The following is a 26,666-nucleotide window of genomic DNA, read 5'->3' as shown; positions in this document are numbered from 1 at the left end:
CTACCCCCTGTCGGTCAGAGTTTTTCTATCGAAGTCAACGACGCGCGCGAGTCCAAGTAACGCAACAGCGTCCTAGACTCGCCGTATGCGAATCGGTGCCCATGTCGACGCCACAGATCCACTCGCCGAAGCGAAGGCGCGAGGTGCTGACGTCATCCAGTTCTTCCTGGCCGATCCCCAGGGGTGGAAAGCCCCGAAGCCCCGGGAGGACGCGGGCGCGCTGCGGGACAGCGACGTCGACATCTACATCCATTCGCCGTACGTGATCAACGTGGCGACCGGAAACAACCGGATCCGGATCCCGAGCAGAAAACTGTTACTCGCCCACGCGCGCGCCGCGGCGGAGGTCGGCGCCAAGGGGCTGATCGTGCACGGCGGGCACGTCAACGCCGGCGACGACATCGAGTCGGGTTTCGACAACTGGCGCAAGGCGTTCGCGTACGCGGAGGCTGAGGGCGGCTTCCCGGTCCCCGTGCTGATCGAGAACACCGCCGGCGGGGACAACGCGTGCGCCCGCCGCTTCGACATGCTCGCCCGGCTGTGGGCAGCCCTCGACGGGTACGAGGTCGGGCTGTGCCTGGACACGTGCCACGCGTTCGCCGGCGGCGAGGACCTGGTCGGGATCGTCGACCGGGTCAAGGGCATCACCGGCCGGATCGACCTGATCCACGCCAACGGTTCCAAGGGCGGATTCGACTCCGGCCAGGACCGGCACGAGAACTTCCTCCGGGGCGAGATCGACCCCGAACTCATCAGCGAGGTGGTCAGTTCCTCCGGCGCGCCAGCGGTCTGCGAGACCCCGGGCAGCGCGGAGGACCAGGCCGCGGATATCGCCTACCTGCGGGAGCGCCTGCCGTGACGTCCAGCCCCAAGCAGCCCACGTCGACTTCTGAGGACCGGACGGAGGAGTCGCCGGGCGGGGACGAAACCAGGCCGGAGGCCGCCAAGGATCCGATTCCTGACAACTCAGACGCCGTCGACGCGTCGGACACATCCGACGAGGCCTCGGACAAGTGGGACGCCTTCGCGCCGGACGCCCCCCAGGCCCGGCGCGGCCGGCTCCGCCGGTTCCTCGGCCACGAGTGGACCCTCGCGGCGGTCGGCAGCGTGCTGCTCGCCGTGCTGATGACCTGGCCGACGGTCAAGGACATCACGAGGACCATCCCCGAGGACATCTACGATCCGCTGCTCCAGGCCTGGCAGATCGCGTGGGCCGGACACGCCCTGGTCACCGACCCGATGAATCTGTGGAACGCCAACCCGTTCTTCCCCGAGTCGGGAAGCCTGGCCTTCACGGACGCCATTCCCGGGTACGCGCCGTTCGGCATGATTGGCGAGGGCTTCACGGCGGCGGTCGTCCGGTACAACATCGTGTTCGTGCTGTTGCACGCCCTGGCGTTCTTCGGCGCCTACGTGCTGCTCCGCCAGTTGGGCGCGCGGCGGCCCGGGGCCGCGGTGGCCGGCATGGCGTTCGCGTACGCGCCGTGGAAGCTGGCGCACGGCGGCCACATGAACGTCATCTCGGTCGGCGGCATCGCCCTGGCGCTGGCCATGCTGGCCAGGGGGCACGGCTTCTCGCTGCGGACCGGCTACCGGTCGGACCGGACCCGGACCGGCTGGGTGATCGGCGGCTGGCTGGTCGCGGCCTGGCAGATGACCCTCGGCTTCGCGATCGGCATCCCGTTCGGCTGGGTGCTGCTGACCATCGGCCTGGTCGTGCTGATCAGCTGGTTCGTGAAGCGGCGTCCCGTCGTGCCGTGGCGGATCGTCATCGCCGACCTGGCCGGCGGCGCGGTGTTCGCCACCGTCACGCTCGCGATCGCCTCGGTGTACCTGAAGGTCCGCGAGACGCACCCGAACGCCGAGCGCACAGAGGCCGACCTGGCCCTGTTCTCTCCCCCGCCGCACGGCCTGCTCACCGCCCCCTCGGAGAACTGGCTGTGGGGCGCCGCGCACGCCCAGGCCCGCACGACGCTGCCGTACCTGGCGGAGCAGCCGCTACTGCCCGGCTTCTTCCTGATCGGGCTGGCCATCGCCGGGCTGTTCTTCTCGACCTGGAAGCTGTCCACCCGGCTGTGGCTCGGCGGCACCACGCTCGTGATGGTCTGGCTGACGCTGGGCACCCAGTCGGCGAACGGCGGCGAGTACGGCTACCTGCTCGTCTACCGGCATCTGCCGGGCATGGAGGCGCTGCGCACCCCGGGCAGGTTGATCCTGTGGGTCACGCTGCTCCTCGCGGTGCTCGCGGCCGGCGTGGTCAGCGCGTTCGCCCAGCAGGCGTACGAGGTGGCCCGGCACCGGCCACTGAGCCAGATCGGCATCCCACTCCGACTGGCCATGGTCCTGCCCGTGCTGCTCGTGGGCGTCGAGGGCTGGAACAACACCCCTCACCCGGTGGTGCCGACCCCGCCGGTGGCGTTCAGCACGCTGAAGGCGCCGCTGATGATCCTGCCGAGTGACCAGTTCACCGACGAGGCCGCGATGCTGTGGTCCACCGACGGCTTCCCGACCATGGTCAACGGGGGCAGTGCGTTCTACCCCGCCCGGCAGGACGAGATCCGGAACATGTCGACGAGCTTCCCGAGCCCGGAGAGCGTGCAGTACCTGCGTGATCTCGGGGTGAAGACCGTCGTGGTGCTACGCGACCGGATTCCCGGCACCCCCTGGGAGCGCGCCGCCAGCACTCCGAGCGACGAGCTCGGGATCGACCGGCGCGAAGACGGCAACACGATCGTCTTCACGCTGTAGCCCGCCGGGCCCGGCCAGCCGGGTCACCCAGGTGGCGTCCTCCGCTCCGTCGAGGACGCCGCCGTCGGGATCGTCGGCGTACGTGTCGCGGACGATGTCCTCGCGGGGCTTGAGGATGTCGCGGACCACGAAGCCGCACAGCACGGCCAGGGTGCCCAGCCGCAGCCCGGAGGCCGTGACGAAAACCCACTCGGGGAACGCCTGCTTGCCGCCGCTCGCGCCGAGCAGCTCGCCGTAGAAGGCGATAAAGTAGCCGATCTCCGCGGCCTGCCAGGCGAGGAACGCGCCCCACCGGGGCCGGGCGAGCACGGCCAGCGGGATCAGCCACAGCACGTACTGCTGCGACCACACCTTGCCGGTGAGCAGGAACGCCGCGAGCACCAGGAACGCGAGCGCCGCGAGCCGGGGCCGGCGCGGGGCCATGAACGTCAGCACCGCGACCCCGCCGCAGCAGATCACGAACAGCAGCAGGTAGGCGGTGTTGAGGGTGTCGACGTTGCCTGCGATGTTCTGGAAGAACGGGATGCCGTACCGGTCGCCGCCGAGCGGGAAGTGCGCCCCGATGTACCAGAGGGTGCCCCAGTCGACGCCCCGGGTGCTGTTGAGGTCCCAGAACCTGTTCCATGACTCGCGCCAGAACAGCCAGACCGGGCCGTTGATGGCCGCCCAGGTGAGCAGGGCGACCGAGATCGTGGTCAGGGCGTGCCGGAGGGGCGGGTTGTGCGCCCAGAAGGCGGCGAGCCGGCTGCCGCCACCGGGCCCGTCGGAGTCGGCCTTCGGTGGCGTCCGCAGCGTCCGGAGCACGAGGAGCAGCAGCGGCCCCACCATCAACAGTGGATAGAACTTGGCCGCGACCGCCAGACCGAGGAACACCCCGGCCCACACCGGTTTCCGCCGGGCCCAGAACAGCATCGACGCCGCGGCCAGGCACAGCACCAGTAGGTCCCAGTTGACGGTCGCCGTCACCAGCATCGCCGGGGCGCAGGCCAGCAGGGCGGCGTCCCACGGCCGGCGGCGGCGCAACGCCAGCAGGATGCCGACCGTGGCGACGCCGAGGATGCCGAGCACCACCGCGTTGACGTTGTAGAACAGCATCGCCTGGTTGAGTGCCGGGTTCTTCACGCCGAGCGCGTGCACGGGCAGGCCGAGCACGCCCATGAAGGCGCCGGTGAGCACCGGGTACTCGACCGGGAAGTCCACGTACGGGATCATCCCGTCGCTGAGGTGCTCGGCGTAGTACAGCGCGAGGACGTCGGTGTAACAGCCCTTCTTGTACTGCACGTTGTCGGCCCACGCGCCATCCATGCACGGGGACTTCTGCAGCCAGTTCAGTGCGATGACCAGGCAGGCCAGCGCCAGCACCACCCGGACCGGGGTCCAGAACCTGCCGGGCCTGGCCGTGGCGTGCCCGCCGCGCGGTCCGCCGATGACCTGGCTCAGCCCGCGGACGAACCAGTCGGTCCTGGCCGGGCTGACGGTGGTGTGATCGTCATCTCGCATGTGCATATCTTGCCGTACCGGACGGGCCAGCGGTCAGCACGGAAGCATTGGCGTGCTCCACGCGAAGGTGGCGGCGTCCTCACGGGGAGGACGCCGCCACCTGGGCACCGCTGGAGCTATCTGCCCCGTCTACCGGCCGGAATGGTGTTCGTCGGGGGAACCGCGGCGTCGTTCGCGTGCGGGGACGGGGCCCCGCCGCCCGGGGTGCCGCCGCCGCCACCACCGCAGAAGATCGGACCCCACGGGCACGGGGAGCCGCTCGCGCCGGTGGCCGGCGGGGTGGGCGGCGCGGTCTTGCCGTTGCCCAGCAGCTCCGGGTTGCCGACCGGGGTGGCCTTCGGGAAGGCGACCGGCTTCCAGTCCATCACCTTGTGGGCGTTCTCCATGAACGTGGCCCAGATGGAGCCGGGCAGGTTACCGCCGTACATGTCGCCGACGACGGAGCCGTTGGAGTTCTTGACCTTGAGCGCGAACTCCTTGTCGTTGGACCCGACCCACACCGCTGTCGCCAGTTGTGGCGTGTACCCGGCGATCGAGGCGTGCGCGTTACCCACGTTGTTGGAGTCACTGAACTGCCAGGTGCCGGTCTTGGCTGCGGCCATCCGCTTACCGCCGTCGAGGCCGGCCTTCCACTTGGGGTCGTAGGCGTGGATGTCCTTGAGCACGTCGTCGAGGGCGTGCACGAGGCTGGCCTCCATGACCCGGGTGCCCTGGTTGCCCTTGTCGTCGAAGACGAGCTTCTCGGTGACGCTGCCGCCGGAGTTCACCCGCTGGGTGGCCTTGACGATGAAGTGCTGCTTCATGGCCACGCCGTCGTTGGCGAAGGTCGCGAAGCCGGCGGACTGCTGCAGGACCGTGATCGGGTACTGCCCGATGCCGACCTGCGCGTTGAACTTGTCCCCGAACGAGTTCAGCTGGCCGGCCGTGATGTCGGTGGCCTCGAACGTGCCGTCAGGCCGCATGTACTGCACGCCGGTCTTGCGCATCATGCCGACGACCGTCTCCGGCTGGAGCGCCTCGGTCAGGGCGAAGAACGGCGTGTTGAGGGACTCCACGGTGGCCTGGCGCAGCGTGCAGTGGTCGTTGCAGCTGCCGTGGCCGTCGGAGTTGGTGACCGGGCCGGCGGCGCTGCCCTTGACGCGGCCGCTGGTCGGGAACTCCTTGGGGGAGCTGCCGTCCCACACGGAGCTGACGGAGTAGCCCTTCTCCAGGGCCGCGGCGAGCACGTAGACCTTGGCGGTCGAGCCCGGCGGGTGGAAGCCGTAGCCGGTGATCTTGCCGGTCTTGGAGTCCTTCTTGTAGCCGGCGAAGTCGGAGCCGACACCGTCCGGGCCGCCGTAGTAGGCGAGCACCCGGCCGGTCTTGGGGTCGGTGGCGACCAGGGCCGGTTGGACCTTCGGGTCCTGGCCGGCCATCGGCCAGCCCTTGTCGGTCTTGCTCGCGGCGTTGACGGCCTCGGCCTGCAGCCGCGGGTCGATCGACGTCACGATCGAGTACCCGCCGCGCTCGAGTTCCGAGTACGGGATCTTCCGGGCGGCCATCTCCTCGATCACGTACTTGACGACCTGGGCGACCGGCCGCTTGCCGAGCTCGGTCTCGCCCTTCTGCGGCAGTGGCTTCACGTCGGGGAACTTCGCGGCGTCGCGCTGTTCCTTCGTGATCGCGCCGGTCGCGACCAGCGAGTCCATCACGTAGCCCCACCGGTCGACGGTGTTCTGGTTCCACTTGTCCGTCGGCTTCAGCTTCTCCGTCGGCTCGAAGAAGCCGCCAGGGCTCTTCACCATGAGGGCGATCACCGCCGCCTGCTCATAGGTGAGCTTGTCGGCGTCCACCCCGAAGTAGGCCTGGGCCGCGGCCTGCACGCCGCTGGCGGTGCGGCCGAAGTCCACGGTGTTGAGGTAGAAGTTCAGGATCTCGTCTTTCGTGTACTCCTTGTCGAGCTTCATCGCGATCACGGCCTCTTTGGCCTTGCGCATGTACGAGCTGTCCTGGTTCAGGTCGGCCGCCAGTCGCGCGTACTGCTGGGTGATCGTCGACGCGCCCTGCTGGGACCCGCCCATGAGGTTGTTCCACAGTGCCCGGACCATGCCCTTGAAGTCGACGCCGGAGTTCTGGTAGAACGAGCGGTCCTCGGCGGCCACCATGGCCTGCTTCATGGGCTTGGAGATCTTGTCGAACGCGACGATCGAGCGGTTCTCCTCGCCGATCGTGTCGATCAGCGTGGTGCCGTCGCTCGCGTACACCTTCGAGATCTGGTTCAGCGGCAGCTCGTTGGGCAGCGGCACGCTGGTGAAGTAGTAGGTCCCGCCGATGAAGGCGAGACCCGTCAGCATCAGGACCACGGCGATCAGCGCCACGATCCGGTTACGCCGCTTGCGCTTCTTGCGCTTCTTCGGGTCGACCGGTCCCTTGCCCCGGACCGCCGCGACCTCGTCGAGCCCGACCGGCGCGGCACCGGCCACGGAGGCCCGCCCCGCGACCCCGGGTGCCGGCGGTGGCGGGGGCGCGCCCACGGACGCCCGCCCGACCGTCGCGCGGCCGGACACCGGCGCCTGGTAGGGCTCGTCGTAGCCGCTGCCGTGCTCGCGGTAGCCACTTTCGGGCTCCCGGTAGCCGCCGGCGGGCCCGTCGTACCCGCCGTGGGCCGGCTGGTCGTGCGGGCTGGCCGGGGTGAGCCCGGGCACAGAGGCGCGACCGGTGGGACGCTCCGGGGGATAGTCAGACATTGGGCACCAATTCAGTCTCGAGCTCGGACCTACCGAGCAGGTACTGCTCCACCAGGTGATTCCATCCGCAGGACTGGCACACCTCGACCACGTACACCGTGAACTCCTTGTACATCGTCGCGAGCATGTCCAGTTCCTTCAGTCGCCGGGCCTGGCCGGCGGACTGCTTCAACTCGTCACCATAGATGTAGTGAACGTTTGTCAGGTGTTCGCGCCGGCATACCGGGCACAACACCTCCGTCTGTTCGCCGTGGAAGCGGGCGGCCGTTCTCAGGTAGGGCGACGCGTCGCACACCTCGTACGTGCCCACGCGGGCGGCGTAGACGTCACGCAGCAGCGCTCGCCGTTGAAGCGAGTAATCCACCACCTGCCGCTGGGTACGCATGGCTTCGAGGGTAACGGCCGTTTCTGGGAGGAGCGAGGGCCCGCTTGTCGACACCCGTGGCGAGGGGATACCGTTACGATGTATCGAGCCGATACATCGAGCCGCAGCAGAGGGGGTCCAGGTGCTGGAACTCGCGATCCTGGGTCTGCTGCATGAGGCGCCGATGCACGGCTATGAGCTGCGCAAACAGCTCGCGGTGAAGGTCGGAGCGTTCCGTGCGGCGATCAGCTACGGCTCGCTGTACCCGACGCTACGCCGGCTCCAGGCAGGCGGCTGGATCACCGAGGAGAACGACCCGAACGAGACCCCGACCCTGGTCGGGCGTCGCAGCAAGGTCGTCTACAAGATCACCGCAGAGGGCAAGGAGCGTTTTCAGGAGCTCCTGGTCGCGGCGGGGCCCGAGACGTATGACGACGAGGGCTTCGGCGTGCACTTCGCGTTCTTCGCGCGCACCGATCCTGCCACCCGGCTCCGCATCCTCGAGGGACGCCGCCGCCGGGTGGAGGAGAGACGCGAGGGGCTGCGGGAGACCCTGCACCGGGCCGCGGAGCGGCTCGACGCCTACACGCAGGAGCTGCAGCGCCACGGCCTCGAGGGGGCCGAGCGCGAGGTGCGGTGGCTCGAAGAGCTCATCGCCCACGAGCGGGCAGGCAGTGGACCGTCTGTGACGGTCGCCACAGAGTCCGCTCAGGCCACCGAGGCCACCCCGCCACCTGAGGCGGCGACAGACCGATGAAAAGTATGAGTGAAGGAGGCAGCGCGATGGGTTCCGTACGGGTAGCCATCGTCGGTGTCGGCAACTGCGCGTCGTCCCTGGTCCAGGGCGTCGAGTACTACCGCAACGCCGACCCCGCTGAGCGAGTACCGGGCTTGATGCACGTCAAGTTCGGCGACTACCACGTGAATGATGTGGAGTTCGTCGCGGCATTCGACGTCGACGCCAAGAAGGTCGGCCGCGACCTTTCCGAGGCCATCGTCGCCAGCGAGAACAACACCATCAAGTTGTGCGACGTGCCGCCGACCGGCGTCACCGTGCAGCGTGGCCCGACCCACGACGGCCTCGGTGAGTACTACACCGAGATGGTCGACGAGTCCGACGAGACGCCGGTCGACGTGGCCGCCGCGCTGCGTGAGGCCCGGGTCGACGTCGTCGTCGCGTACCTCCCGGTCGGTTCCGAGGTCGCCGCGAAGTTCTACGCCCAGGCCGCCATCGACGCGGGCTGCGCCTTCGTCAACGCGCTGCCGGTGTTCATCGCGTCCGACCCGGAGTGGGCCGCGAAGTTCGAGGCCGCCGGGCTGCCGATCGTCGGCGACGACATCAAGTCCCAGGTCGGTGCCACGATCGTGCACCGCGCCCTGGCGAAGCTGTTCGAGGACCGGGGCGTGGAGCTGCTGCGCACGTACCAGCTCAACTTCGGCGGCAACATGGACTTCATGAACATGCTGGAGCGCAAGCGCCTCGTGTCCAAGAAGATCTCCAAGACCCAGTCGGTCACCTCGCAGATCCCGCACGAGATGCGCGGCTCCGACGTGCACATCGGCCCGTCGGACTACGTGCCGTGGCTCGACGACCGCAAGTGGGCCTACATCCGGCTCGAGGGCCGCTCGTTCGGCGACACCCCGCTGAACGCTGAGCTCAAGCTCGAGGTGTGGGACTCCCCCAACTCGGCCGGCGTCATCATCGACGCGCTGCGGGCCGCGAAGATCGCCAAGGACCGGGGCATCGGTGGTCCGATCCTGTCCGCGTCGAGCTACTTCATGAAGTCGCCGCCGGTGCAGTACAACGACCACGACGCGCACCAGGCCGTGGAGAACTTCATCAAGGGCGAGATCAAGAGCTGATTTCTCTTGGTACGAGTGGGGCCGCACCCGGCAGGGGCGGCCCCTTCGCCGTCCCCGCCCACCTGGCGACTCCGTCGCCTCGGTCCCCTATTCCTCGGGCTCCGGCTCCTCGGGTTCCGGGTCGAGCCAGATGATCCTGGCCGAGATGTGTTCACCCCGCGCGAACATACGCAGCGCGCTCTCCGGTGCCTTCAGACACATCCGCGCCGAGGAGTCGACAGAGAACACCTCGGCACGGTCCTCGAACGCCAGGCCCCAGCCTGCGATCCGGGCGTCGACCCTGGTGCCCCACTCCTGCGCGACGGCGAACCGGCGCGGGGCCTCGTAAGCGGCCATCTCGGCGAGGAGCCGGGCGAACGTCTCCTCATCACACGTCGGCGGCAGTCCGGTCGGGTCGCGGGGCAGGTCGGGCTCGTCTGCGAAGTCCATGTCGGCCTCTTCTCTGGGCAGGGCTTTCACGCCCTTCCAGTAGACCCAAAGTCTTCGTAAGAGTCAAGTATTCATACGAAGAGTCATGCGTCGAAGGTGTAGTCCAGGATGTAGGCGGTGGCGTCGAGGATCATGCGGTTCACCTCGACACATAGTCCGGCGGCCGTGAACGCGTGCCTCGTGATCTCCAGGACGAACGTGCCCGCCTGGAGCTCCAGCCCCCCGGCCTCGACAGGTGACGGGAAGCGGCCACGCACGTACTCGGTGAAGTGGGCCGGAGCGTGGCCCTGCTCGGCGAGCCGGGCGTACGCGCCGCCCGGTCCGGTGTCCGTCAGGGCGATGCGCGTGCCGCGGACGAGGTCGGCGGGGTAGTAGGAGACCGCGAGTTGGACGGGCCGATCCTCCACAAGAAAGCGCCTCGACCTGGACAGCACGTCGGAGCCGGAGGTCAGACCGAGCGGTTCGGCGACCCAGGCTGGTGCGGGAGACTCCGCCACCACCACGTCCACCACGCGCGGCCTGACCTCGGTGTCCGCGTCCTGGATCATCTGGCCTGTGCCCCAGCGTGCGCGGGACAGCCGGGCCGGCGAGCTGCGCCGGATGGCCGCGAACCGACGGACGAAAACGCCGGACCCGTGCCGGGCGATCACCAGTCCCTCAGCCTTCAGTACCTCCAACGCCCGCACCACGACACCCGTCGTCACGGCGAACCGCTCGGCGAGCGCGCTGACGGACGGCAGCCGGTCACCCTCCGCGAACTCGCCGGCCGCGATCGCCGCGCGCACCTCGTTGGCGATCCGCCGGTACCCGGGAAGCTGTCGTTCTGTCACCCGACCATCCTCCACCACACTCTTCAGAAGAGTTGGGAATCTTACCGAGTTCAGCGAGGCAAGGTTTCGGTGCGCGGCTGCGTACTCATGGGGGAGGGAGGTGGCCGTGGAGCCAGCAGCAGAGGCGGAGTTCACGGACTTCGTCGCCGAACGGGGCCCCGCCCTGCTCCGGATCGCCTACGCCCTGGCCGGCAACCAGGCCGCCGCCGAGGACCTGTTGCAGACCGCGCTGGCCAAGACGGCGCTGAAGTGGCGTTCGCTCGACCGGCGGGGAGTCGAGTCCTATGTGAAGCAGGTCATGTACAACGACCATGTCTCCTGGTGGCGTCGGCGGCGCAACCGTCAGGAGACGTCGATGGCGAGCCTGCCGGAGACCCCGCTGCCGGACAGTTCGGAGGAGACGGCTCTGAAGCTGCTGCTCCGGGACGCGTTGCGTCGGCTCCCGCCCCGGCAGCGGGCGGTGCTGGTGCTGCGGTATCTGGAGGATCTCACCGAGTATCAGGTGGCGCAGCGGCTCGGCTGTTCCCCGGGGACCGTGGCCAGTCAGGCCTCCCGGGCCCTGCGCAAGCTTCGCGCGACCCTGGAGGAGTACCGATGAACCGCGACGTCGAGTTCGTGCTGCGCGAGGCGCTCGACGAGTTGCCCGTGGGGCCGCCGCCGGTCGAGTTGGCCGCCCTGTCGCTGGCGCGGGGGCGCCGGATCCGGCGGAACCGGTGGCTGTCGGCGGGGGTCGCTGTGGTGGCCGCTGTGGCGGTGACGGTGGTTCCGTACCAGATCATCGAAGGGTTGAAGGTCCCTCATCCTGCGGAGACGCCGGCGGATTCCCCGAAGGCCTCGGAACCGGCCCCGACGCCGACGCCGACGCCTACCGCGCGCCCGAACCTGATTCCGGCGACCAGCGCCCACGTCCTCGGCGAGTGGCGGATCGCCGGGTGGCGCAGCGGGGACTGGGAGGTCCCGTCGATCGTGTACTCGGCCGCCGACAACGCCTACCGCCCCGTGCCCTACATGAGCGCCCGGCGCTCGCCGACCGGCACCCGGATTCTCGTGGAGCGCAACTCCCCCGGCGCGCAGTCGGGCATCCTCGATCCGGCGAAGACCGGCAAGGACGCGGTGACGTGGCTGGACAACGTGCGGTTCGACCACGCGGAGTGGTCGCCCGACGGCAGTCGGATCCTGTCGACGATCGACGGGGACGGTTCGGTGCTCGGGTTCACGATCACGGACCCGGAGTCGGCCCGGACGAGGAACATCCGCGTCGTCGAGCAGGCCTGCGGCAGGTTCTGCGCGTTCACCTGGCACCCGGACGGGCGGCGCGTCGTGCTCACGACGACGGACGAATCCGGCACGCTGACCGGTCTCAACGTCTATCCCGCGCCGGTCGGCGCCGAGGGGGTGACCGTCGCGCCGGAGACGCTGCCGGTCAGGGGATTCGTGGGCGCGTACACGGCGTGGTCGCCGGACGGGCGGTTCGTCGTCGCGGACACCACGGCGACCGGGGATCCCCAGGTCTTCGAGGCGGCCACCGGGCGGGTGGTGTTCACGGTGCCGGGGCGCTCGTCGCTCACCACGTACTGGACCGGGCCGGGCGGCATCCTGACCTGGGCCGAGGGGGCGGACGGCAGGGGCCACTTCACCGGTTACGGGATCGACGGCCGACCAGGTGGATCGACCCTGGTGCCCGAGCCTTTCGGCACCCTGTACCCGGTAACTCTCGAACGGCTCCGATAGTCTTCGATAGAATCAGGGGCGATAAGTCCGTTTAGTGGACTTTGGGAGGTGTCAGCAATGACGGTACGCGAGATGGAGAAGCTGGACGACACAGGCCTGAAGGCGTGGGACGACCACGACGCCAACGCGCTCCTGGCGTTGTTCGCCGACAAGTTCGAGTGGCACGACGACGGGCTGCCGGAGCCCATGCGCACCAGGGAAGAGGTGCGCCAGTTCATGAACGGCTGGTTCACGGCGTTCCCGGACATGCACGTGAAGCGCACCAACCGGGTCGCCAACGACGACTCCGTCGGGGTCGAGCTGGAGTTCACCGGGACGAACACCGGTCCTATGGTCATGGGCGACAAGCAGATGCCGGCGACGAACAAGTCCGTCAACGCGCACGGCACGTACTTCGTGCGGACCAAGAACGGGAAGATCGTGGAGTTCCACTCCCACCCGAACATCGGCGAGATGCTGACCCAGCTGGGAGTTCAGGGCTGACGCCCTCGAGGCGACAACACCGGTTGTCGCCTCGAGCTCTTCACCACCACGGGTACGCCTCGTCGCACCACTCGGGCCTTCCACTGAAGTCACCGGAGATGATCCGGCCGTCCGGTGTCGCCACGCACGGGTAGCGCGACCCGTCCTTGTCCGTCGCGACCACGCGGCCCTGCTGGTCGTAGCCGGTCAGGTTCTTCCAGGGAGTAGTGGAGAAGCCGGGAGCGCCGACCGCCGTGGACAGGATCGTCCCGTTCACGACAGGGACGTCGACGTCCCTGGTGAGGCCGTGCACCCTGACCCGGACAATGTCGCGCCGGACCTCGGCCACCAGCACGTACGAGGCCCCGTCCCTGGGCGTGAACGGCCACCCGCCCTCGTCCATCTTCGACACCAGCCAACCGAAGTGCTGTTGAGCGCGCCCGAACGAGTCGGTCTGGGCAACCGCGCCGTCGACCCCCGGGCTCTGGCAGCTCACCGGATGGTGGCCGTCGAACAGGATCGCCACGTAGCCACCCGGGGTCAGGAGCGCGTTGTAGAGCCGCAACCTCCCTGTCGAGGTCCGCATCCGCAGTGTCTGCCGGCACTCCTCCTCGATCCGCGCGGCGTCGGCGGGGTCCAGCCCCGGGATCGCCGTGAGGGCCGGCTCCGGGCGGGCGGTGTACACCGCGGGTCCCCCGCCCGTGGAGTACACCGGGGCGACCCTCGGCCGGACACCCTCCGCCGGGTGGCCGGACTCGGCGGCACTGGGCAGCCAGGTGCTCGACATGGCCACGGCCAGCACGGTGAGGGTGGCCAGGGCGACGGCTGCCGGGGCGTACCACCGAACCGATCGCGCGGGCCCGGGGCCGGCGACAGCCCGGAGCAGCTCGGATCTGATCCGGTCGTGGGCCGCGGGCGGCAGGTCCCGGTCCGGGGGCAGGTCGAGAAGATCGGACATCACTGTTCCCTCGAAGCATCGGTCGGAACGGTCAGGCGGGTCAGCCGGCCCCGAGCCCGGCTGACCCGCGACCGGACGCTGGCCTCGGCGATCCCCAGAGCGCCAGCAGCGTCGGCATAAGAGACCTGGGAGAGCACCACCAGCGCGAACGCCTCCCGCTCGGCGCGCGGCAGCCGACCGACGTCCCCGAGCAGGGCGGCCATCCGGCGTTCGGCGTCCACGCGTTCGGCCACCTCCTCGGCGTGGTCGGCCGCGCGCAGGTCGTCGTGGCGGCCGGTCGCCCGGGTCAGCAGCGCGAACCGGCGGCGCAGCGAGCGGGCGTGGGTGCGCGCGACGTTCGTGGCGACCGTGAGCAACCAGGGCAGCGCCGAGTCGCGCTCCAGCCTGATCTGGGCGCGCCGCCGCCACGCGGTGAGGAACGTCACCTGGGTGAGGTCCTCCGCCTCCGACCAGGAGGCGGTCAACCGGAAGCAGTGGTTGTACACCGCCCGGGCGTGCCGGTCGAACAGCAGCCCGAACGCGGCAGGGCTCCCGGCCAGCGCCTCGTCCCACAGCTCGCGGTCAGTGGTCGTTCCCGTCATCACACCCGTTTAGTGGCCGGCACGCCCGGGCCCGTTGCGTCTGTCGTCGAACACACAGGTTATGGGCCGACGCGGGTGGCAGGGGTGCCCTACCGTGATGGCGTGGGACTGGCGACGCTGATCTTCCTGAGTATCGGTGGCTTCAGCCTGGTCGTGCTCGCGCTGTCGTTCCTCGGCAGCCACCTGCACCTCGGGCACGGGGACATCGGCAGCTCCCTCACGCTGCCGGCGGTGTCCGGTTTCGTCGGCGCATTCGGATTCGCCGGGGCGATCGCCGCGGAGTTGACCCCTGGGCGGTCGCTCGACGGTCTGGTCGGCTCGGGCGCCGGCGTCCTCGCCGCGGTGCCGGTCGGCTACCTGGCCGCCCGGTTGACCCGCGCCGCCCAGCGGATGGGCACTGACCCCACCCCGACCTCGAGTGCCCTGGTCGGGTCCGTGGGAGTAGTCCTCACCGCGACCCGGCCAGGGAGGTACGGCGAGGTCCGGCTGACGGTGGCCGGCCAGTCGATGAAGTTCAACGCGCAGTCGGAGGAGCCCCTGGCGGTCGGGACGTCGGTGCTGGTCATCGACACCGTCAGCCCGAGCTGCGTGCTCGTCCAGCCCACTCCCCAGTTCTTCCAGAAGGACGGTCAATGAGCTCGATCCTGTTCGCCATCATCGGCGGCGCCCTCCTACTTCTCCTGATCGTGTTGTTCGTCCTGTCCCGGATCAAGGTCGCCGGGCCGAATGAGGCGTTCATCGTCACCGGTCGCAAGGGCAAGGCGACCACAGCCGCCGACGGTACGGTCGTGACGGACATGTCCGGCCAGAAGGTCGTCATGGGCGCCTCGGTGTTCGTCATGCCGGTCGTCCAGCGGCTCTACATCCTCGACCTGTCCAGCCGGGAGATCCCGGTGTCGATCACGGGCGCGGTCAGCAAGCAGGGCATCCGCTGCGACGCCGACGCCGTGGCCATCGTCAAGGTCGGCGGCACCGCCGAGGCCATCCGGCCAGCCGCCCAGCGGTTCCTGCACCAGCAGGACAAGATCGCCGCCTTCACGGCCCAGGTGCTCGCTGGCGCGCTGCGCTCCATCGTCGGCCGGCTCACCGTCGAGGAGATCATCCGGGACCGGGCGGCGTTCGCGGCCGAGGTCGCCGAGGAGGTCGAGAACACGCTGTCCCACCAGGGGCTGGTGCTCGACGCCTTCCAGTTGGAGGACATCCGCACCGCCGGGTCGTACCTGCAGGACCTCGGTCGGCCCGAGGCCGCCCGGGTGCTGCAGACCGCGGCGATCGCCGAGGCACAGGCCCGGCAGGCCGCCGAGCAGGCCCGGATGCGCGCCGAGGAGCTGATCGCCGAGGCGAACCGGAACCTGGCGCTCAAGCAGGCCGAGGTGCAGTCCGAGATCGACGCGGCCAAGGCCCGGTCGGCCGCCGCCGGTCCGCTGGCCGAGGCCGAGCGCCAGCAGGCCATCCTCATGGAGCAGCAGAAGGTCGCCGAGCGCAACGCGGAGCTCAAGGAGCGCGAGCTCAACACCGAGGTGCGCAAGCCGGCCGACGCGGCGCGGTACAAGCTGGAGCAGGAGGCCGAGGCCGCCCGCAACGCCGCGGTGTTCCAGGCCGACGCCCAGCGCCAGGCCGCCGTCGCGCGCGCCCAGGCCGAGGCGGAGACGGCCCGGCTGAACGGTGAGGGTGAGAAGTCCCGGCGTACGGCGCTGGCGGAGGCCAACGCGATCGAGGGCGCCAAGGAGGGTGAGGCCGAGAAGCTCCGCCGGCAGGCCATCGCCGACGCCGTCGAGCGCGAGGGTGCCGCCGAGGCCTCCGCGATTCTCGCCAAGGGTCAGGCCGAGGCCGAGGCGATGGAGAAGAAGGCCGAGGCGTTCGCCCGGTACGGCGAGGCCGCCATCCTCGACCTCCTCGTCAAGGTGCTGCCGCAGGTCGTCAAGGAGGCGTCCGCGCCGATGGCCTCGATCGACAAGCTGACCGTGATCTCCACGGACGGCGCGTCGTCGCTCACCAAGTCGGTCGCGTCGAACGTGGCTCAGGGGCTGCAGCTCGGCACCGACCTGACCGGGATCGACCTCGCCGGCCTGCTGGCCAAGCTCGGCGGGGCCGCGGCCGACACGAAGGTTCTCGACGCGGAGTAGCCCCGCGATAGCGCGGCGCGTCCCGATGCGGACGTGGAGTGATCGGCGCGACACGCGCGGAAAGGGCCCCGGGATGACCGGGGCCCTTTTTGTTGGAACCGCATGATCTGACCGAAGCCGTACACTCGGTCGGTGGTTGCCACTCGGGAGTTGCGCGCTGTGCTGTCCCGGCGAGGGTTCCGCCGGATGCTGGGCGTCCGGCTGTCGAGCCAGTTCGCCGACGGGCTGTTCCAGGCGGGCATCGGCGGCAGCGTCCTGTTCAACCCCCAGATGCACAGCAGCCCGGTGTCGATCGCGGCGGGATTCGCGATCCTCCTGCTGCCGTACTCGATGATCGGCCCTTATGTCGGGGTCTTCCTCGACCGGTGGAGCCGGCGCAACATCCTGGTGATGGCGAACCTGACCCGCGCGCTCCTGATCGTGCCGTCGGCGGCGCTGCTGTGGTTCGGGCACGCGGATCTGCCGTTCGCCCTGATCGCGCTCGTGATCATCGCGGTGAACCGGTTCTTCCTGGCCTGCCTGTCCGCGTCGCTGCGGCACGTGGTGGAGGACGAACGGCTGGCCACCGCCAACGCCGTGGCGAACACGCTGGGCACGATCGCGTTCACTGCCGGGCTGGCCACCGCGGTCGGGCTGCTGTCGGTGGTCGGGGCGAAATTCCACGGGTACGCCATCATCGTGCTCACCGCCCTCCTCGGCTACGCCGCGTCCTCCCTGCTGGCGAAGGTCCTCTTCCACTGGGAGGCCCTCGGCCCCGACGCGGCCGACCGGCAGCGGCACAGCCACCTGTCCGTGCCGCAGGCCCTCGCCGTCGCGGCCCGGGGCATGGTCGACGGCGCCCGGCACCTGAGGTCGCGCAAGGTGGCCTACTACGCGCTGCTCGCCCAGGGCGGCGCGCGGGGCCTGTACGGCCTGCTGACCATCGCCACCCTGCTGTTCGCGAAGACGATGGGGCACGGCAAGGAGTTCCTCGGGCTGGTCTTCGCGTTCGGCGCGGTCGGCGCGCTGGTCGCGGCCCTGGTCACCCCGGCGGCGACCCGGAAGTGGGGCGGTCAGCTGTGGCTGCTCGCGCTGCTCGCCGTCGACGCCGGGGCGATCGCCGCGCTGACCCTGAGCTTCAAGCCGTGGATGCTGCTCGGCGGGGTGTTCGTGCTGAACATCGCCTCCGGGGGCATGAAGATCGTGGTGGACACGTCGATCCAGCACGAGTGCGATGACGAGTACCAGGGTCGGGTGTTCAGCGTGAACGACACCGCCTTCAACTCGCTGAACGTGGTGGGGCTGTTCATCGGGGCGTATCTGCTGCCGGTCGACGGCAGGTCGGTGCTCGCGATGGTGTGCATCGCCGCCGGGTACGCGACCCTCGCCACCTGGTATTTCTCGGTGCTGCGCCGGGGGACCCTGATCCGCGCGTAGCCGCACCGGTCGGGAGCGTGTTCCGTCCGGGGCCGCCGGTCGGAAGCGACGCCGGTCGGGAACGTGTTCCGTCGGGTGGCGCTGGTCGGACAGAATCGGGCCATGACGATGCCGACCGCTCCGCCCGACCGCCCCGCCTCCCGCGCCAGATGGCTGATCGCGCTGGTCATCGTGTGCGCGGTGTTGGCCTGTGGCGGTCTGACCGCCGGCGGGATCGCCGCCTGGATCACACTGCGCCACACATCCTCCGATTCCGCCGCGCCGGCCGAGCCCGTCCCGTCGGCCCCGGGCACCACGGCGAGGCCGGGCGGCACCTCGGCCCCGGGCACCACGGCGAGGCCGGGCGGCACCTCGGCCCCGGGCACCGTCGACGGCTGCGTCTGGACCCCGGCGAGCACCATGGACTCGACCCTCAGACCCGCCCAGCCGACGACCGTCGAGCGCCGGAGGATGACGGGCACGATCGTCACGAACCTCGGCACGATCACCATCGACCTGTACGGGGACAAGGCGCCCTGCTCGGTCGCGGCCCTGCGCAGCCTCGCCGGCCAGGGCTACTACGACAATGTGACGTGCCACCGCGTCACCACGCCCGCCGACGGTCTCGTGGTGCTCCAGTGCGGCGATCCGTCGGGGAAGGGCACCGGAGGACCCGGCTACCAGTACGCCGAGGAAAACCTGCCGGTCGGCCAGGCGAACCCCTACCCGCGCGGCACCCTGGCCATGGCGCGGACGATGATGCCGGGCACGAACGGCAGCCAGTTCTTCATCGTGGGCGCCGACGCGCAGCTGCCGGCGGACTACTCCGTGGTCGGCACCGTGACGCACGGGATGGAGATCGTCGACCAGGTCGTCGCCGGCGGGCACGACACCACCAACGAACGGCCCAAGATCCCGGTGACCATGACCAAGGTGACCGTCAGCTAGTCAGACCCTGTTCGCGGGCCCAGTCCCTCAGCGCCGCCACGGCGTCGTCGTGCTCCAGCGGCCCGCGCTCCAGGCGCAGCTCCTTGAGGAACCGCCAGGCCTGACCGACCAGCGGACCCGGCGGCAACCCGAGCAGCTCCATGATCGCGTTGCCGTCGAGGTCCGGCCGCACCCTGGCCAGGTCCTCGGCGGCGGCGATCCGGGCGATCCGCTCCTCCAGCATGTCGTACGTGCTGGACAGGGCCGCGGCCTTGCGCTTGTTCCGGGTGGTGCAGTCGGAGCGGACCAGCTTGTGCAGCTGGGGGAGCAGCTCGCCGGCGTCGGTGACGTAGCGCCGCACGGCCGAGTCGGTCCACTCGCCGCGGCCGTAGCCGTAGAACCGCAGGTGCAGGAACACCAGCTGGTTGACGGCGTTGATCACATCCTTCGGGTACTTCATCGCCTTCAGCCGCGCCCGGGTCATCCGCGCGCCGACCACCTCGTGGTGGTGGAACGACACCCGGCCGTCCCCCTCGATGGCCTTGGTCTCGGGCTTGCCGATGTCGTGCAGCAGGGCGGCGAGCCGCAGCACCAGGTCCGCGCCGTTCTCCTCCAGGGACACGGCGTTGCTGACCACGGTCAGGGTGTGCTCGTAGACGTCCTTGTGCTGGGCGTGCTCGTCGATGGACATCCGCAGGTCCGGCAGCTCGGGCAGGAACCGCTCGGCCAGCCCGCTGTCCACGAGCAGCCGGAGCCCGGCGAGCGGGTCGGCGCCGCAGAGCAGCTTGTTGAACTCGTCGCGGATCCGCTCGGCCGTGATCCGGTCCAGGTCGGCGGCCATGTCCGTCATCGCCTGCCGGACCTCGGGGGCCACGGCGAACTCCAACTGCGCGGCGAACCGGGCCGCCCGCAGCATCCGGAGCGGGTCGTCGCCGAACGAGTCCTGGGGCGCGCCCGGGGTCCGGATCACCTTCCGGGCCAGGTCGCCGAGCCCGTCGAACAGGTCGGTGAACTCGTGCCCGGGCAGCGAGACGGCCATCGCGTTGATCGTGAAGTCGCGGCGGACCAGGTCGTCGGCGAGCGAGGTGCCGTACTGCACGACCGGGTTGCGCGACAGCCCGTCGTACGCTTCAGCACGGTATGTCGTGATCTCGACGCGGAAGCCGTGTTTGGTGGCCCCGATCGTCCCGAACTCCCGACCGGTCTCCCATATCGCCTCGGCCCAGTTCTTCAACAGGTCGAGGGTCTGCTCGGGGTGCGCGTCGGTGGCGAAGTCGAGGTCGTCGCCGAGCCTGCCCAGCAGGGCGTCACGGACGGAACCCCCGACGAGATGCAGCTCGTGCCCGGCGGCCGCGAAGCGCTTGCCCAACTCGTCGGCGACGGGGGAGATGCGCAGCAGCTCGGCGACGCCCCGCTGCTGGGCGGCCGTCAACGCTCGGTGATCGTTCTCAGACATGGTTGATCCAGGGTAGTCGGCGCGGTTCTCCGCGTTCCGGGCGGCTACTGTCAGCCGTATGAGGCAGCCGGACCCCGACGCGACAGTGATCCTGCCCATCGTGCCCGAGGCCGACCCGGACGCCACCCAGCTGCTCGCGGTCGTGCCGGCGGAGGCCCCACAGCCGGCCCGTTCGGGCGCACCAGCCGCCGAGGAGAAGAGCATCGGCCGGAGCAGCGCCGGCATGGCTCTGGGCAGCCTGGTCAGCCGGGGTACGGGCTTCCTGCGCACCCTGCTCGTCACGGCCGCCCTCGGCTCGGCGGTCGGGGACGCGTACACGAACGCGACCCTGTTCCCCGGCATGGTCTACGAGCTGCTGCTCGGCGGGGTGCTCTCCAGCGTGCTGGTGCCCCTGCTGGTGCGCGCCCGGGACTCCGACGACGACCGGGGGGAGAAGTACACCCAGAGGTTACTGACGGCGGCGGTGCTGTTCCTGGGCCTGGCGACGCTGCTGGCGGTGGCAGCGGCGCCCCTGCTCGCCCGGATCGTGGCCAACGGCGCACAGCTGGACCTCACCACCACCTGGGCGTACATGGTGCTGCCCACGATCTTCTTCTACGGCCTGGCGGCGCTGTTCGCGGCCGTCCTGAACACCCGGGGGCACTTCGCGGCCCCGATGTGGGCCCCGATCCTCAACAACCTGGTGCTGTGCGGCGCGGCCGGTCTGGTGCTGGTGATGACGACCGCCAAGCCCACCCTCGCCGACACCCCGACCGGCACCGTGTGGATCATCGGCCTCGGCACGGCCTCCGGCATCGTGCTCCAGGCGGTCTCGCTCATCCCGGCCCTGCGCAAGGTCGGCTTCCGGTGGGCCTGGCGGTTCGACTTCCGGGCGCTGCGGCTGCGGGAGATCGCCCGGCTCGGCGGCTGGATGGTCTGCTACGTGGCGGTCAGCCAGGTCGCGGTGTTCGCGATCGCCAAGCTCGCCAGCTACGCCTCGGACAAGCATGAGCCCGGCATCCTGATCTACAACAACGTGTACCTGCTGATGATGATGGCGCACGGGATCGTGGCGGTGTCGATCCTGACCGCGCTGATGCCCCGGCTGAGCGCTGCCGCCGCAGCCGGGCGCAACCACGAGGTGGTCGACTACCTGGCGAAGGGCACCCGGCTCGTGGTGGTGCTGCTGGCCCCGATCTCCGTGATCTACATGGTGCTCAACGTGCCGATCGGCGTCACCCTGTTCAAGGCCGGCAACTTCGAGCAGGCCGACGCGCTGTCGACGGGCATCGTGACGGCGGCCGCGGCGTTCGCGCTGATCCCGTTCGCGGTGAGCCAGCTGCAGACCTTCGCGTTCTACTCCCTGCCTGACACCCGCACCCCGGCCCTGATCAACATTCCGGTGGTCGCGGTCCGGATCGGCGTGGACGTCCTCTGGTGGCTCCTGTTCTCCCTCAGCTCCCTGGCTGCCGGCCTGATGTTCGGCAACGCGCTGTCGTTCCTGGCCGCGGTCGGGTTGTCCGGCCTGCTGCTGCGCCGGCGGCTGGGCCCGCTGGGGCTGCGCGCGATCGGGATCACGGTGGCGAAGGTGGCGGGGGCCGCGCTGGTGGCCACGGCCGCCGGGTACGCGGTGACGCTGCCGTTCGACCCGGAGACCGGGGGCAAGGTCTACAACGCCCTGGTGCTGGTGCTCGGCTCGGCCGTGATCGGGCTGGTCTACCTCGGCGTCGCGCACCTGCTGCGGATCGCCGAGGTCACCGAGGCGATCGGCATGGTCAAGCGCAAGCTCGGCCGCTAGGCCCCGGCCACACGCCGCCGGGGCTCCGACCTCACCCCTAGGCCCCGAGGCAGTCGTCGGAGCTCGTCGGGTCCCAGGTGTCCCCGTCGCCGGGTCCGTATGTGTTCATATCCCCTCCAACGAGCTAGCGCCGTTTCCGTGCCGTACCAAAAATAGATCTGGTGATCTCGCGGCCGATCGAGGTGGCCGCCGAGCGCAGGAAACTCTTCACGGCGCTGGACTCCATGACCTGCTGGACCATGCCGGGTTCCTCCTTCGGCGCCCGGGCCTGCTTCGGAGCGGGCGCGGGCGCGGCCGGCGTCTCGGGTTGCGCCGCGACCTTCGCCATCAGGATCTCGTACGCCGACTCCCGATCCACCATTTCCGCATATTTTGGGTACAGCGGAGACGACTTCACGGCCGCATCCAGCACCTCGGCCGGCGCCGGAGCCATCAGTGACTGCGGCGCGCGCAGCTTCGTCCACGCCACGGGCGTCGGCGCGCCCTTGTCGGACAGGACCGTCACGATGGCCTCGCCGATCCCGAGCGAGGTGAGCACCTGGGCGAGGTCGTAGTCGGACGTCGGATACGTCGACACCGTGGCCTTGAGGTTCTTGGCGTCCTCCGGCGTGTACGCCCGCAGCGCGTGCTGCACCCGGTTGCCGAGCTGGGCGAGCACGTCGCCGGGCACGTCCTTCGGGGTCTGGGTCACGAAGAAGATGCCGACGCCCTTGGACCGGATCAGCCGGACGGTCTGCGTGATCGACTCCAGGAACGCCTTCGAGGCGTCCTTGAACAGCAGGTGCGCCTCGTCGAAGAAGAACACCAGCTTGGGCTTGTCCAGGTCGCCGACCTCTGGCAGGTCGTTGAACAGGTCGGCGAGCAGCCACATCAGGAACGTGGAGAACAGCGCGGGCTGGGCGACCACGCCGGGCAGTTCCATGATCGAGACGAGGCCCCGGCCGTCTGGGGCGGTGCGCAGCAGGTCGGTGGTCACGAACTCCGGCTCGCCGAAGAACTCGTCGGCCCCCTTGTCGGCGAAGCCGATCAGCTCGCGGAGCAGCACGCCGGCCGTCTGCTTGGACAGTCCGCCGAGTTCCTTGAGCGCCTCGGCGCCCTCGTCGCTGGTCAAGTGCTGGATGACGGCGCGCAGGTCCTTCAGGTCGAGAAGCGGTAGGCCGTTCTTGTCCGCGAAGTGGAAGATCAGGTTCAGCGAGGATTCCTGTACGTCCGACAGGCCCAGCACCTTCGACAGCAGCGTCGGCCCGAACGAGGTGATCGTCGCCCGGACCGGGATGCCCGTCCCCTTGCCGCCCAGCGCGTAGAACTCGCACGGGTAGGCGGTCGGCTGCCAGGTCTGGCCGATCTCGGCGGCGCGCGCGACGAGTTTGTCGTTCGACTCGCCCGGGACGGCCATCCCCGAGACGTCGCCCTTGATGTCGGCGAGGAAGACCGGCACGCCGGCCGTGGACAGCTGCTCGGCCATGACCTGGAGGGTCTTCGTCTTTCCGGTACCGGTCGCGCCGGCCACCAGCCCGTGCCGGTTGAGAACGGCCAACGGGATGCGGATCTGCGCTGTCGGCACCCCGACTCCGTCCACGACGAGCGCGCCAAGGTCGAGGGTGGGCGAATTGAACGTGTATCCGGCCGTGACCTTGTCCACCAACTCCGAAGTCATGGCATAAATCGTAGTTCTTTGTCCGCAATGTCATGAGCGTTAGGCCACATAGACGCTGATCTCCAGGAACTGGGCACCACACGGGTAAGGTCTCTTGGGGGCGTACGCCTAGGCTGTCCCTACGGCCAAAAGCGGAAGGAGCACGGGGTGACCAAGGTCGACGAGGGTCACGAGAGCTCGTCCAGCGACAGCACGGGTGCGCTCACGGTGGATCCAGAGACGACCGAGTCTCAGCCCGCTCCGACGGAGCACAGCAAGCAGGGCAGCGAGGTCGGCGAGGTGCTGGCCGACCGCTACCGGCTCGAGGAACACATCAACGACGACCCCGCCGGCCGTCAGGTCTGGCGCGGCACGGACGTGATCCTGCGCCGTCCGGTCGCGATGGTCCTGCGGCATCCGGGTGGCGACGCCGCCCTGGAGATGCTCCAGGCCGCCGTGACGGCGAGCCGGGTCGTGCACCCCAACCTGGCCGGCGTCTACGACGCGGTCGACGAGGGCGACCGGGCGTATGTGGTCCGCGAGTGGGTCGAGGGCCAGTCGCTCCGCCAGATCCTCCTCGAATCGCCCCTGGAGCCCCGCCGGGCCGCCCTGGTGACGCACGCGATCGCCGACGCCTGCGCCGCCGTGCACGAGACCGGCGTGGCGCACGGCAACGTGCACCCCGGCACCGTGCTGATCGGCGACGAGGGCCGGGTGGTGCTCGCCGACGCCCGGGTCACCGACGCCACCTCCCAGGAGGCCGACGTCCGGGCGATCGGCGCCGTGCTCTACTCGGCGCTGACCGGCCACTGGCCGCACGAGATCGAGGGCTCCAAGGCCCTGCCGAACGCGCTGCGGGTCGACGGCGGCAAGATCGCCTCCCCGCGGCAGATCCGGGCCGGGGTGCCCGCCGACCTCGACGAGCTGTGCATGCTGCTCCTCGACCCGGAGGGCACCGCGCCGACGGCCGCCGAGGTGGCCGCCGACCTGAGCCGGTTCGGGCCGGCCCCGCTCGACTCGCTGCTCGGCCCCGACACGCCGGTCCGGCTGCCCCGGGCCACCCCCGCGGCGGCGCACTCGCGCCGGATGCGGATCCGCTGGGCGCTGGCCATCGCCGGCTTCCTGATCGTGGCGCTGACCGGCGTGCTCGTCGCCGTCACCCTGCCGGCCTCCGACAGCAAGGGCACCGACAAGGCCACCCCGGGCACCTCGCCCGGCCACCCCGGCCCGAGTGCCGCGCCGAGCCCGCTGGCGCTCACCGCCGGTCAGGTGCGGATCGTCGCGCCGTCCGGTGACCGCGACGACGAGCTGACCGGCGCGGAGAAGGTGCTCGACGGCAGTCTGACCACGGGCTGGCAGACCCAGCAGTACTGGGACCACCCCGAGTTCGGCAAGATCAAGCCGGGCATGGGTCTCCTGATCAACCTGGGCTCGTCTAGCAACGTGGTCAACGTCGAGGTGCAGTTCGACCGGCCGGGCGCGACGGTGGAGCTCAAGTCGGGCACCGAGGATCCGGGCAACACGAGCCAGGGCGACACGAAGATCCTCTCGTCGTACACGACGGTCGAGGGGCCCGTGGACAACGTGGGCACCCGCAAGGTGTTCAACGTGGGGGCCAAGGTGCAGTACCTGCTGATCTGGATCACCAAACTCCCGGCCGTCAGTGAGGGCAGGTACCAGGTCGGAATTCAGGAGGTCACGGTCCGGGTCCAGTGACCCCGGGAAGCCGTGTGGATCGGTAGGGTGACGCCGTGCGGGACGATGCGGAGCTGTTGAGCGCCCACGCCGCCGGTGACCGGGGCGCCTTCGAGGAGCTGATCCGGCGGCACCAGAGCCGGCTGTGGGCCGTCGCGCTGCGCACTCTCGGCGATCGGGAGGAGGCCGCCGACGCCCTCCAGGACGCGTTGCTGTCGGCGCACCGCAGCGCCGCGCGGTTCCGGGGCGAGTCGGCTGTCACCACGTGGCTGCACCGGATCGTGGTCAACGCCTGCCTGGACCGGGTTCGCCGCCGCCAGGCTCGCCCCACGGTGCCGCTGCCGGAGTCGGGCCCGGACGAGCCGTCGACGGACACCGACCGCGACACCCCGATGCTGGTCCGCGCCGCGCTGGCCGAGCTGCCGGCCGAACAGCGGGCGGCGCTGGTCCTGGTCGATGTCCAGGGCTATCCGGTGGCCGAGGCCGCCAGGATCCTGGGGGTCGCCGAGGGCACGATCAAGAGCCGGTGTGCCCGGGGTCGCGCCCGGCTGGCTGTGCTTCTCGGCCACCTGCGGAACCCATCGCTCCTGGATGACGTCTCATGAACATGTACGACGCACTGGCCGACTACCTCGGTGGCGCCCTCGACGGCACCCCGGAGGAGCAGGCTGTCGCGGCCCGGATCGCCTCGGATCCGGCCTGGCGCGCGGCGTACGAGGAGCTGCTCGTCGCGGATGTGGCCGTCCGGTCGGATCTGTCGGCTTTCGCCGCTGAGCCGGTGGAGCTGCCCGCCGACGTCGCGGCGAGGATCTCCGCAGCCCTGGTCGCTGAGTCCGGCCCGGTCCCGGCCGTGGTGCCGCCGGCCGCCCGGAGGCGGTCCCGCTGGGCGCTGGCCGGTGGCGCGTTCGCCGTGACCATCGTCGCGCTCGGCGGCGTCGGCCTGCTGCTCGACCAGACATCTGACGACACGTCGGTCACCGCGGGGAAGGCCGCCACGCAGTCCGACCAGCGCGCGGCGGGTCCTGCTTCGCCGACCGGCCCGTCGGCGGCCGCCTCGTCGCCGGAGGGCGCGGAGTCCGACTACGGCCCGCCCGGCACCGGGGTGCAGACCCTCGCCAGCGGCCGCAACTACACCGCCGGCCAGATCAAGGGCCTGCTCGCCCCGGGCGTCGACGCGCAGGCCACCTACCAGCACCCGCCGCGCAAGCTCGACCCGTTACGCGAACGTGCGCTGTTCGACGCGTGCATGAAGGCCGTGCAGGCGATCCACGGCGGCAAGCCCACCAAGGCCGACTACGCCCGGTACGAGGGCTCACCTGCCCTGGTGATCACCCTGGACGGCGGCGACTCGGCGACGGTCATCGTCGGCCCGGCGTGCGGGACCGGCGGCGCGGACGAGATCTACCCGACACCGTCCCGGTAGCGGGAATCGTGCTCCGTACGATGGCGTTGCGCCGACTGG

The 26,666-nt window shown here is 70.1% G+C and carries 24 protein-coding genes; 15 read left to right on the top strand and 9 right to left on the bottom strand.

Annotated features, from left to right (window positions below):
* Positions 1–85: 85 nt before the first annotated feature.
* Complete coding sequence (locus IW245_RS28880; protein WP_197006293.1) at positions 86–859, top strand: deoxyribonuclease IV; 774 nt, start codon at positions 86–88, stop codon at positions 857–859.
* Positions 856–2,748 (top strand): hypothetical protein, encoded by a 1,893-nt coding sequence (locus IW245_RS28875; RefSeq protein WP_233472845.1) that lies wholly within the window; start codon positions 856–858, stop codon positions 2,746–2,748. Before IW245_RS28880 ends, IW245_RS28875 begins: the two co-directional genes overlap by 4 nt.
* On the opposite strand, the gene IW245_RS28870 is transcribed toward IW245_RS28875, so the two are convergent.
* The 3 genes from IW245_RS28870 to IW245_RS28860 all read right to left on the bottom strand — a co-directional run bounded on the left by IW245_RS28870 (position 2,638) and on the right by IW245_RS28860 (position 7,359).
* Positions 2,638–4,248 carry a glycosyltransferase family 87 protein gene (locus IW245_RS28870; protein WP_197006292.1) on the bottom strand — a complete coding sequence of 537 codons (1,611 nt, stop codon included), beginning with the start codon at positions 4,246–4,248 and terminating at the stop codon, positions 2,638–2,640. The two genes, IW245_RS28875 and IW245_RS28870, sit on opposite strands and share 111 nt — an antisense overlap.
* 116 nt (positions 4,249–4,364) lie before the next feature.
* The gene (locus IW245_RS28865) at positions 4,365–6,974 is read right to left on the bottom strand and encodes a transglycosylase domain-containing protein (protein WP_197006291.1); all 2,610 of its coding nucleotides are present in this window, start codon (positions 6,972–6,974) and stop codon (positions 4,365–4,367) included.
* Positions 6,967–7,359 carry a DUF5318 family protein gene (locus IW245_RS28860; RefSeq protein ID WP_197006290.1) on the bottom strand — a complete coding sequence of 131 codons (393 nt, stop codon included), beginning with the start codon at positions 7,357–7,359 and terminating at the stop codon, positions 6,967–6,969. Before IW245_RS28860 ends, IW245_RS28865 begins: the two co-directional genes overlap by 8 nt.
* A 121-nt stretch (positions 7,360–7,480) precedes the next feature.
* Here IW245_RS28860 and IW245_RS28855 point away from each other — a divergent pair, with 121 nt between their 5' ends.
* Positions 7,481–8,095, top strand: a complete 615-nt coding sequence (locus IW245_RS28855; RefSeq protein ID WP_197006289.1) for a PadR family transcriptional regulator — start codon at positions 7,481–7,483, stop codon at positions 8,093–8,095.
* A gap of 26 nt (positions 8,096–8,121) precedes the next feature.
* The gene (locus IW245_RS28850; protein ID WP_197006288.1) at positions 8,122–9,201 is read left to right on the top strand and encodes an inositol-3-phosphate synthase; all 1,080 of its coding nucleotides are present in this window, start codon (positions 8,122–8,124) and stop codon (positions 9,199–9,201) included.
* 87 nt (positions 9,202–9,288) lie between these two features.
* On the opposite strand, the gene IW245_RS28845 is transcribed toward IW245_RS28850, so the two are convergent.
* Positions 9,289–9,630 carry a hypothetical protein gene (locus IW245_RS28845; protein ID WP_197006287.1) on the bottom strand — a complete coding sequence of 114 codons (342 nt, stop codon included), beginning with the start codon at positions 9,628–9,630 and terminating at the stop codon, positions 9,289–9,291.
* An 83-nt stretch (positions 9,631–9,713) separates the two neighbouring features.
* Positions 9,714–10,460 carry a GntR family transcriptional regulator gene (locus IW245_RS28840; RefSeq protein WP_197006286.1) on the bottom strand — a complete coding sequence of 249 codons (747 nt, stop codon included), beginning with the start codon at positions 10,458–10,460 and terminating at the stop codon, positions 9,714–9,716.
* Between the two features lie 106 nt (positions 10,461–10,566).
* Here IW245_RS28840 and IW245_RS28835 point away from each other — a divergent pair, with 106 nt between their 5' ends.
* Genes IW245_RS28835 through IW245_RS28825 form a run of 3 tightly spaced genes read left to right on the top strand, consistent with a single transcriptional unit; the run spans position 10,567 to position 12,674 of the window.
* A complete protein-coding gene (locus tag IW245_RS28835) occupies positions 10,567–11,058 on the top strand; it encodes a SigE family RNA polymerase sigma factor (protein ID WP_197006285.1) in 492 nt (163 codons plus the stop codon).
* Positions 11,055–12,191, top strand: coding sequence for a TolB family protein (locus tag IW245_RS28830; RefSeq protein ID WP_197006284.1), 1,137 nt, complete (start codon positions 11,055–11,057; stop codon positions 12,189–12,191). Before IW245_RS28835 ends, IW245_RS28830 begins: the two co-directional genes overlap by 4 nt.
* Positions 12,192–12,248: 57 nt before the next feature.
* The gene (locus tag IW245_RS28825; protein ID WP_197006283.1) at positions 12,249–12,674 is read left to right on the top strand and encodes an ester cyclase; all 426 of its coding nucleotides are present in this window, start codon (positions 12,249–12,251) and stop codon (positions 12,672–12,674) included.
* A 40-nt stretch (positions 12,675–12,714) separates the two neighbouring features.
* On the opposite strand, the gene IW245_RS28820 is transcribed toward IW245_RS28825, so the two are convergent.
* Complete coding sequence (locus IW245_RS28820; RefSeq protein ID WP_197006282.1) at positions 12,715–13,611, bottom strand: hypothetical protein; 897 nt, start codon at positions 13,609–13,611, stop codon at positions 12,715–12,717.
* On the bottom strand, positions 13,611–14,192 hold the full coding sequence (locus IW245_RS28815; RefSeq protein WP_197006281.1) for an RNA polymerase sigma factor: 582 nt from the start codon (positions 14,190–14,192) through the stop codon (positions 13,611–13,613). The genes IW245_RS28820 and IW245_RS28815 overlap by 1 nt, the downstream gene beginning before the upstream one ends.
* Before the next feature lie 102 nt (positions 14,193–14,294).
* Between IW245_RS28815 and IW245_RS28810 the strand changes: the two genes are divergently transcribed.
* From IW245_RS28810 to IW245_RS28795, 4 genes are all read left to right on the top strand, one after another.
* Positions 14,295–14,828 (top strand): NfeD C-terminal domain-containing protein, encoded by a 534-nt coding sequence (locus IW245_RS28810; protein WP_233472847.1) that lies wholly within the window; start codon positions 14,295–14,297, stop codon positions 14,826–14,828.
* Positions 14,825–16,318 (top strand): flotillin family protein, encoded by a 1,494-nt coding sequence (locus IW245_RS28805; RefSeq protein ID WP_197006279.1) that lies wholly within the window; start codon positions 14,825–14,827, stop codon positions 16,316–16,318. Before IW245_RS28810 ends, IW245_RS28805 begins: the two co-directional genes overlap by 4 nt.
* Positions 16,319–16,450: 132 nt before the next feature.
* A complete protein-coding gene (locus IW245_RS28800) occupies positions 16,451–17,734 on the top strand; it encodes an MFS transporter (RefSeq protein WP_197006278.1) in 1,284 nt (427 codons plus the stop codon).
* 102 nt (positions 17,735–17,836) lie between these two features.
* On the top strand, positions 17,837–18,661 hold the full coding sequence (locus IW245_RS28795) for a peptidylprolyl isomerase (protein ID WP_197006277.1): 825 nt from the start codon (positions 17,837–17,839) through the stop codon (positions 18,659–18,661).
* Here the strand turns inward: IW245_RS28795 and IW245_RS28790 are convergent.
* A complete protein-coding gene (locus IW245_RS28790) occupies positions 18,654–20,096 on the bottom strand; it encodes a CCA tRNA nucleotidyltransferase (RefSeq protein ID WP_197006276.1) in 1,443 nt (480 codons plus the stop codon). The genes IW245_RS28795 and IW245_RS28790 overlap by 8 nt on opposite strands.
* A gap of 58 nt (positions 20,097–20,154) precedes the next feature.
* Between IW245_RS28790 and murJ the strand changes: the two genes are divergently transcribed.
* A complete protein-coding gene (gene murJ / locus IW245_RS28785) occupies positions 20,155–21,873 on the top strand; it encodes a murein biosynthesis integral membrane protein MurJ (protein ID WP_231398971.1) in 1,719 nt (572 codons plus the stop codon).
* A gap of 124 nt (positions 21,874–21,997) precedes the next feature.
* Here the strand turns inward: murJ and IW245_RS28780 are convergent, their stop codons facing one another.
* Positions 21,998–23,530 (bottom strand): helicase HerA-like domain-containing protein, encoded by a 1,533-nt coding sequence (locus IW245_RS28780; protein WP_197006275.1) that lies wholly within the window; start codon positions 23,528–23,530, stop codon positions 21,998–22,000.
* Between the two features lie 147 nt (positions 23,531–23,677).
* Between IW245_RS28780 and IW245_RS28775 the strand changes: the two genes are divergently transcribed.
* Genes IW245_RS28775 through IW245_RS28765 form a run of 3 tightly spaced genes read left to right on the top strand, consistent with a single transcriptional unit; the run spans position 23,678 to position 26,627 of the window.
* A complete protein-coding gene (locus tag IW245_RS28775) occupies positions 23,678–25,225 on the top strand; it encodes a protein kinase family protein (RefSeq protein WP_233472849.1) in 1,548 nt (515 codons plus the stop codon).
* A gap of 35 nt (positions 25,226–25,260) precedes the next feature.
* Complete coding sequence (gene sigM / locus IW245_RS28770) at positions 25,261–25,809, top strand: RNA polymerase sigma factor SigM (RefSeq protein WP_197006274.1); 549 nt, start codon at positions 25,261–25,263, stop codon at positions 25,807–25,809.
* Positions 25,806–26,627 (top strand): RsmA family anti-sigma factor, encoded by an 822-nt coding sequence (locus IW245_RS28765; RefSeq protein WP_197006273.1) that lies wholly within the window; start codon positions 25,806–25,808, stop codon positions 26,625–26,627. Before sigM ends, IW245_RS28765 begins: the two co-directional genes overlap by 4 nt.
* Positions 26,628–26,666 lie beyond the last annotated feature (39 nt).

The organism is Longispora fulva (assembly GCF_015751905.1).
GTDB lineage: Bacteria > Actinomycetota > Actinomycetes > Mycobacteriales > Micromonosporaceae > Longispora > Longispora fulva.
The sequence above is the reverse complement of the archived record's forward strand: the minus strand, read 5'-3'. Positions and strand labels throughout refer to the sequence as shown.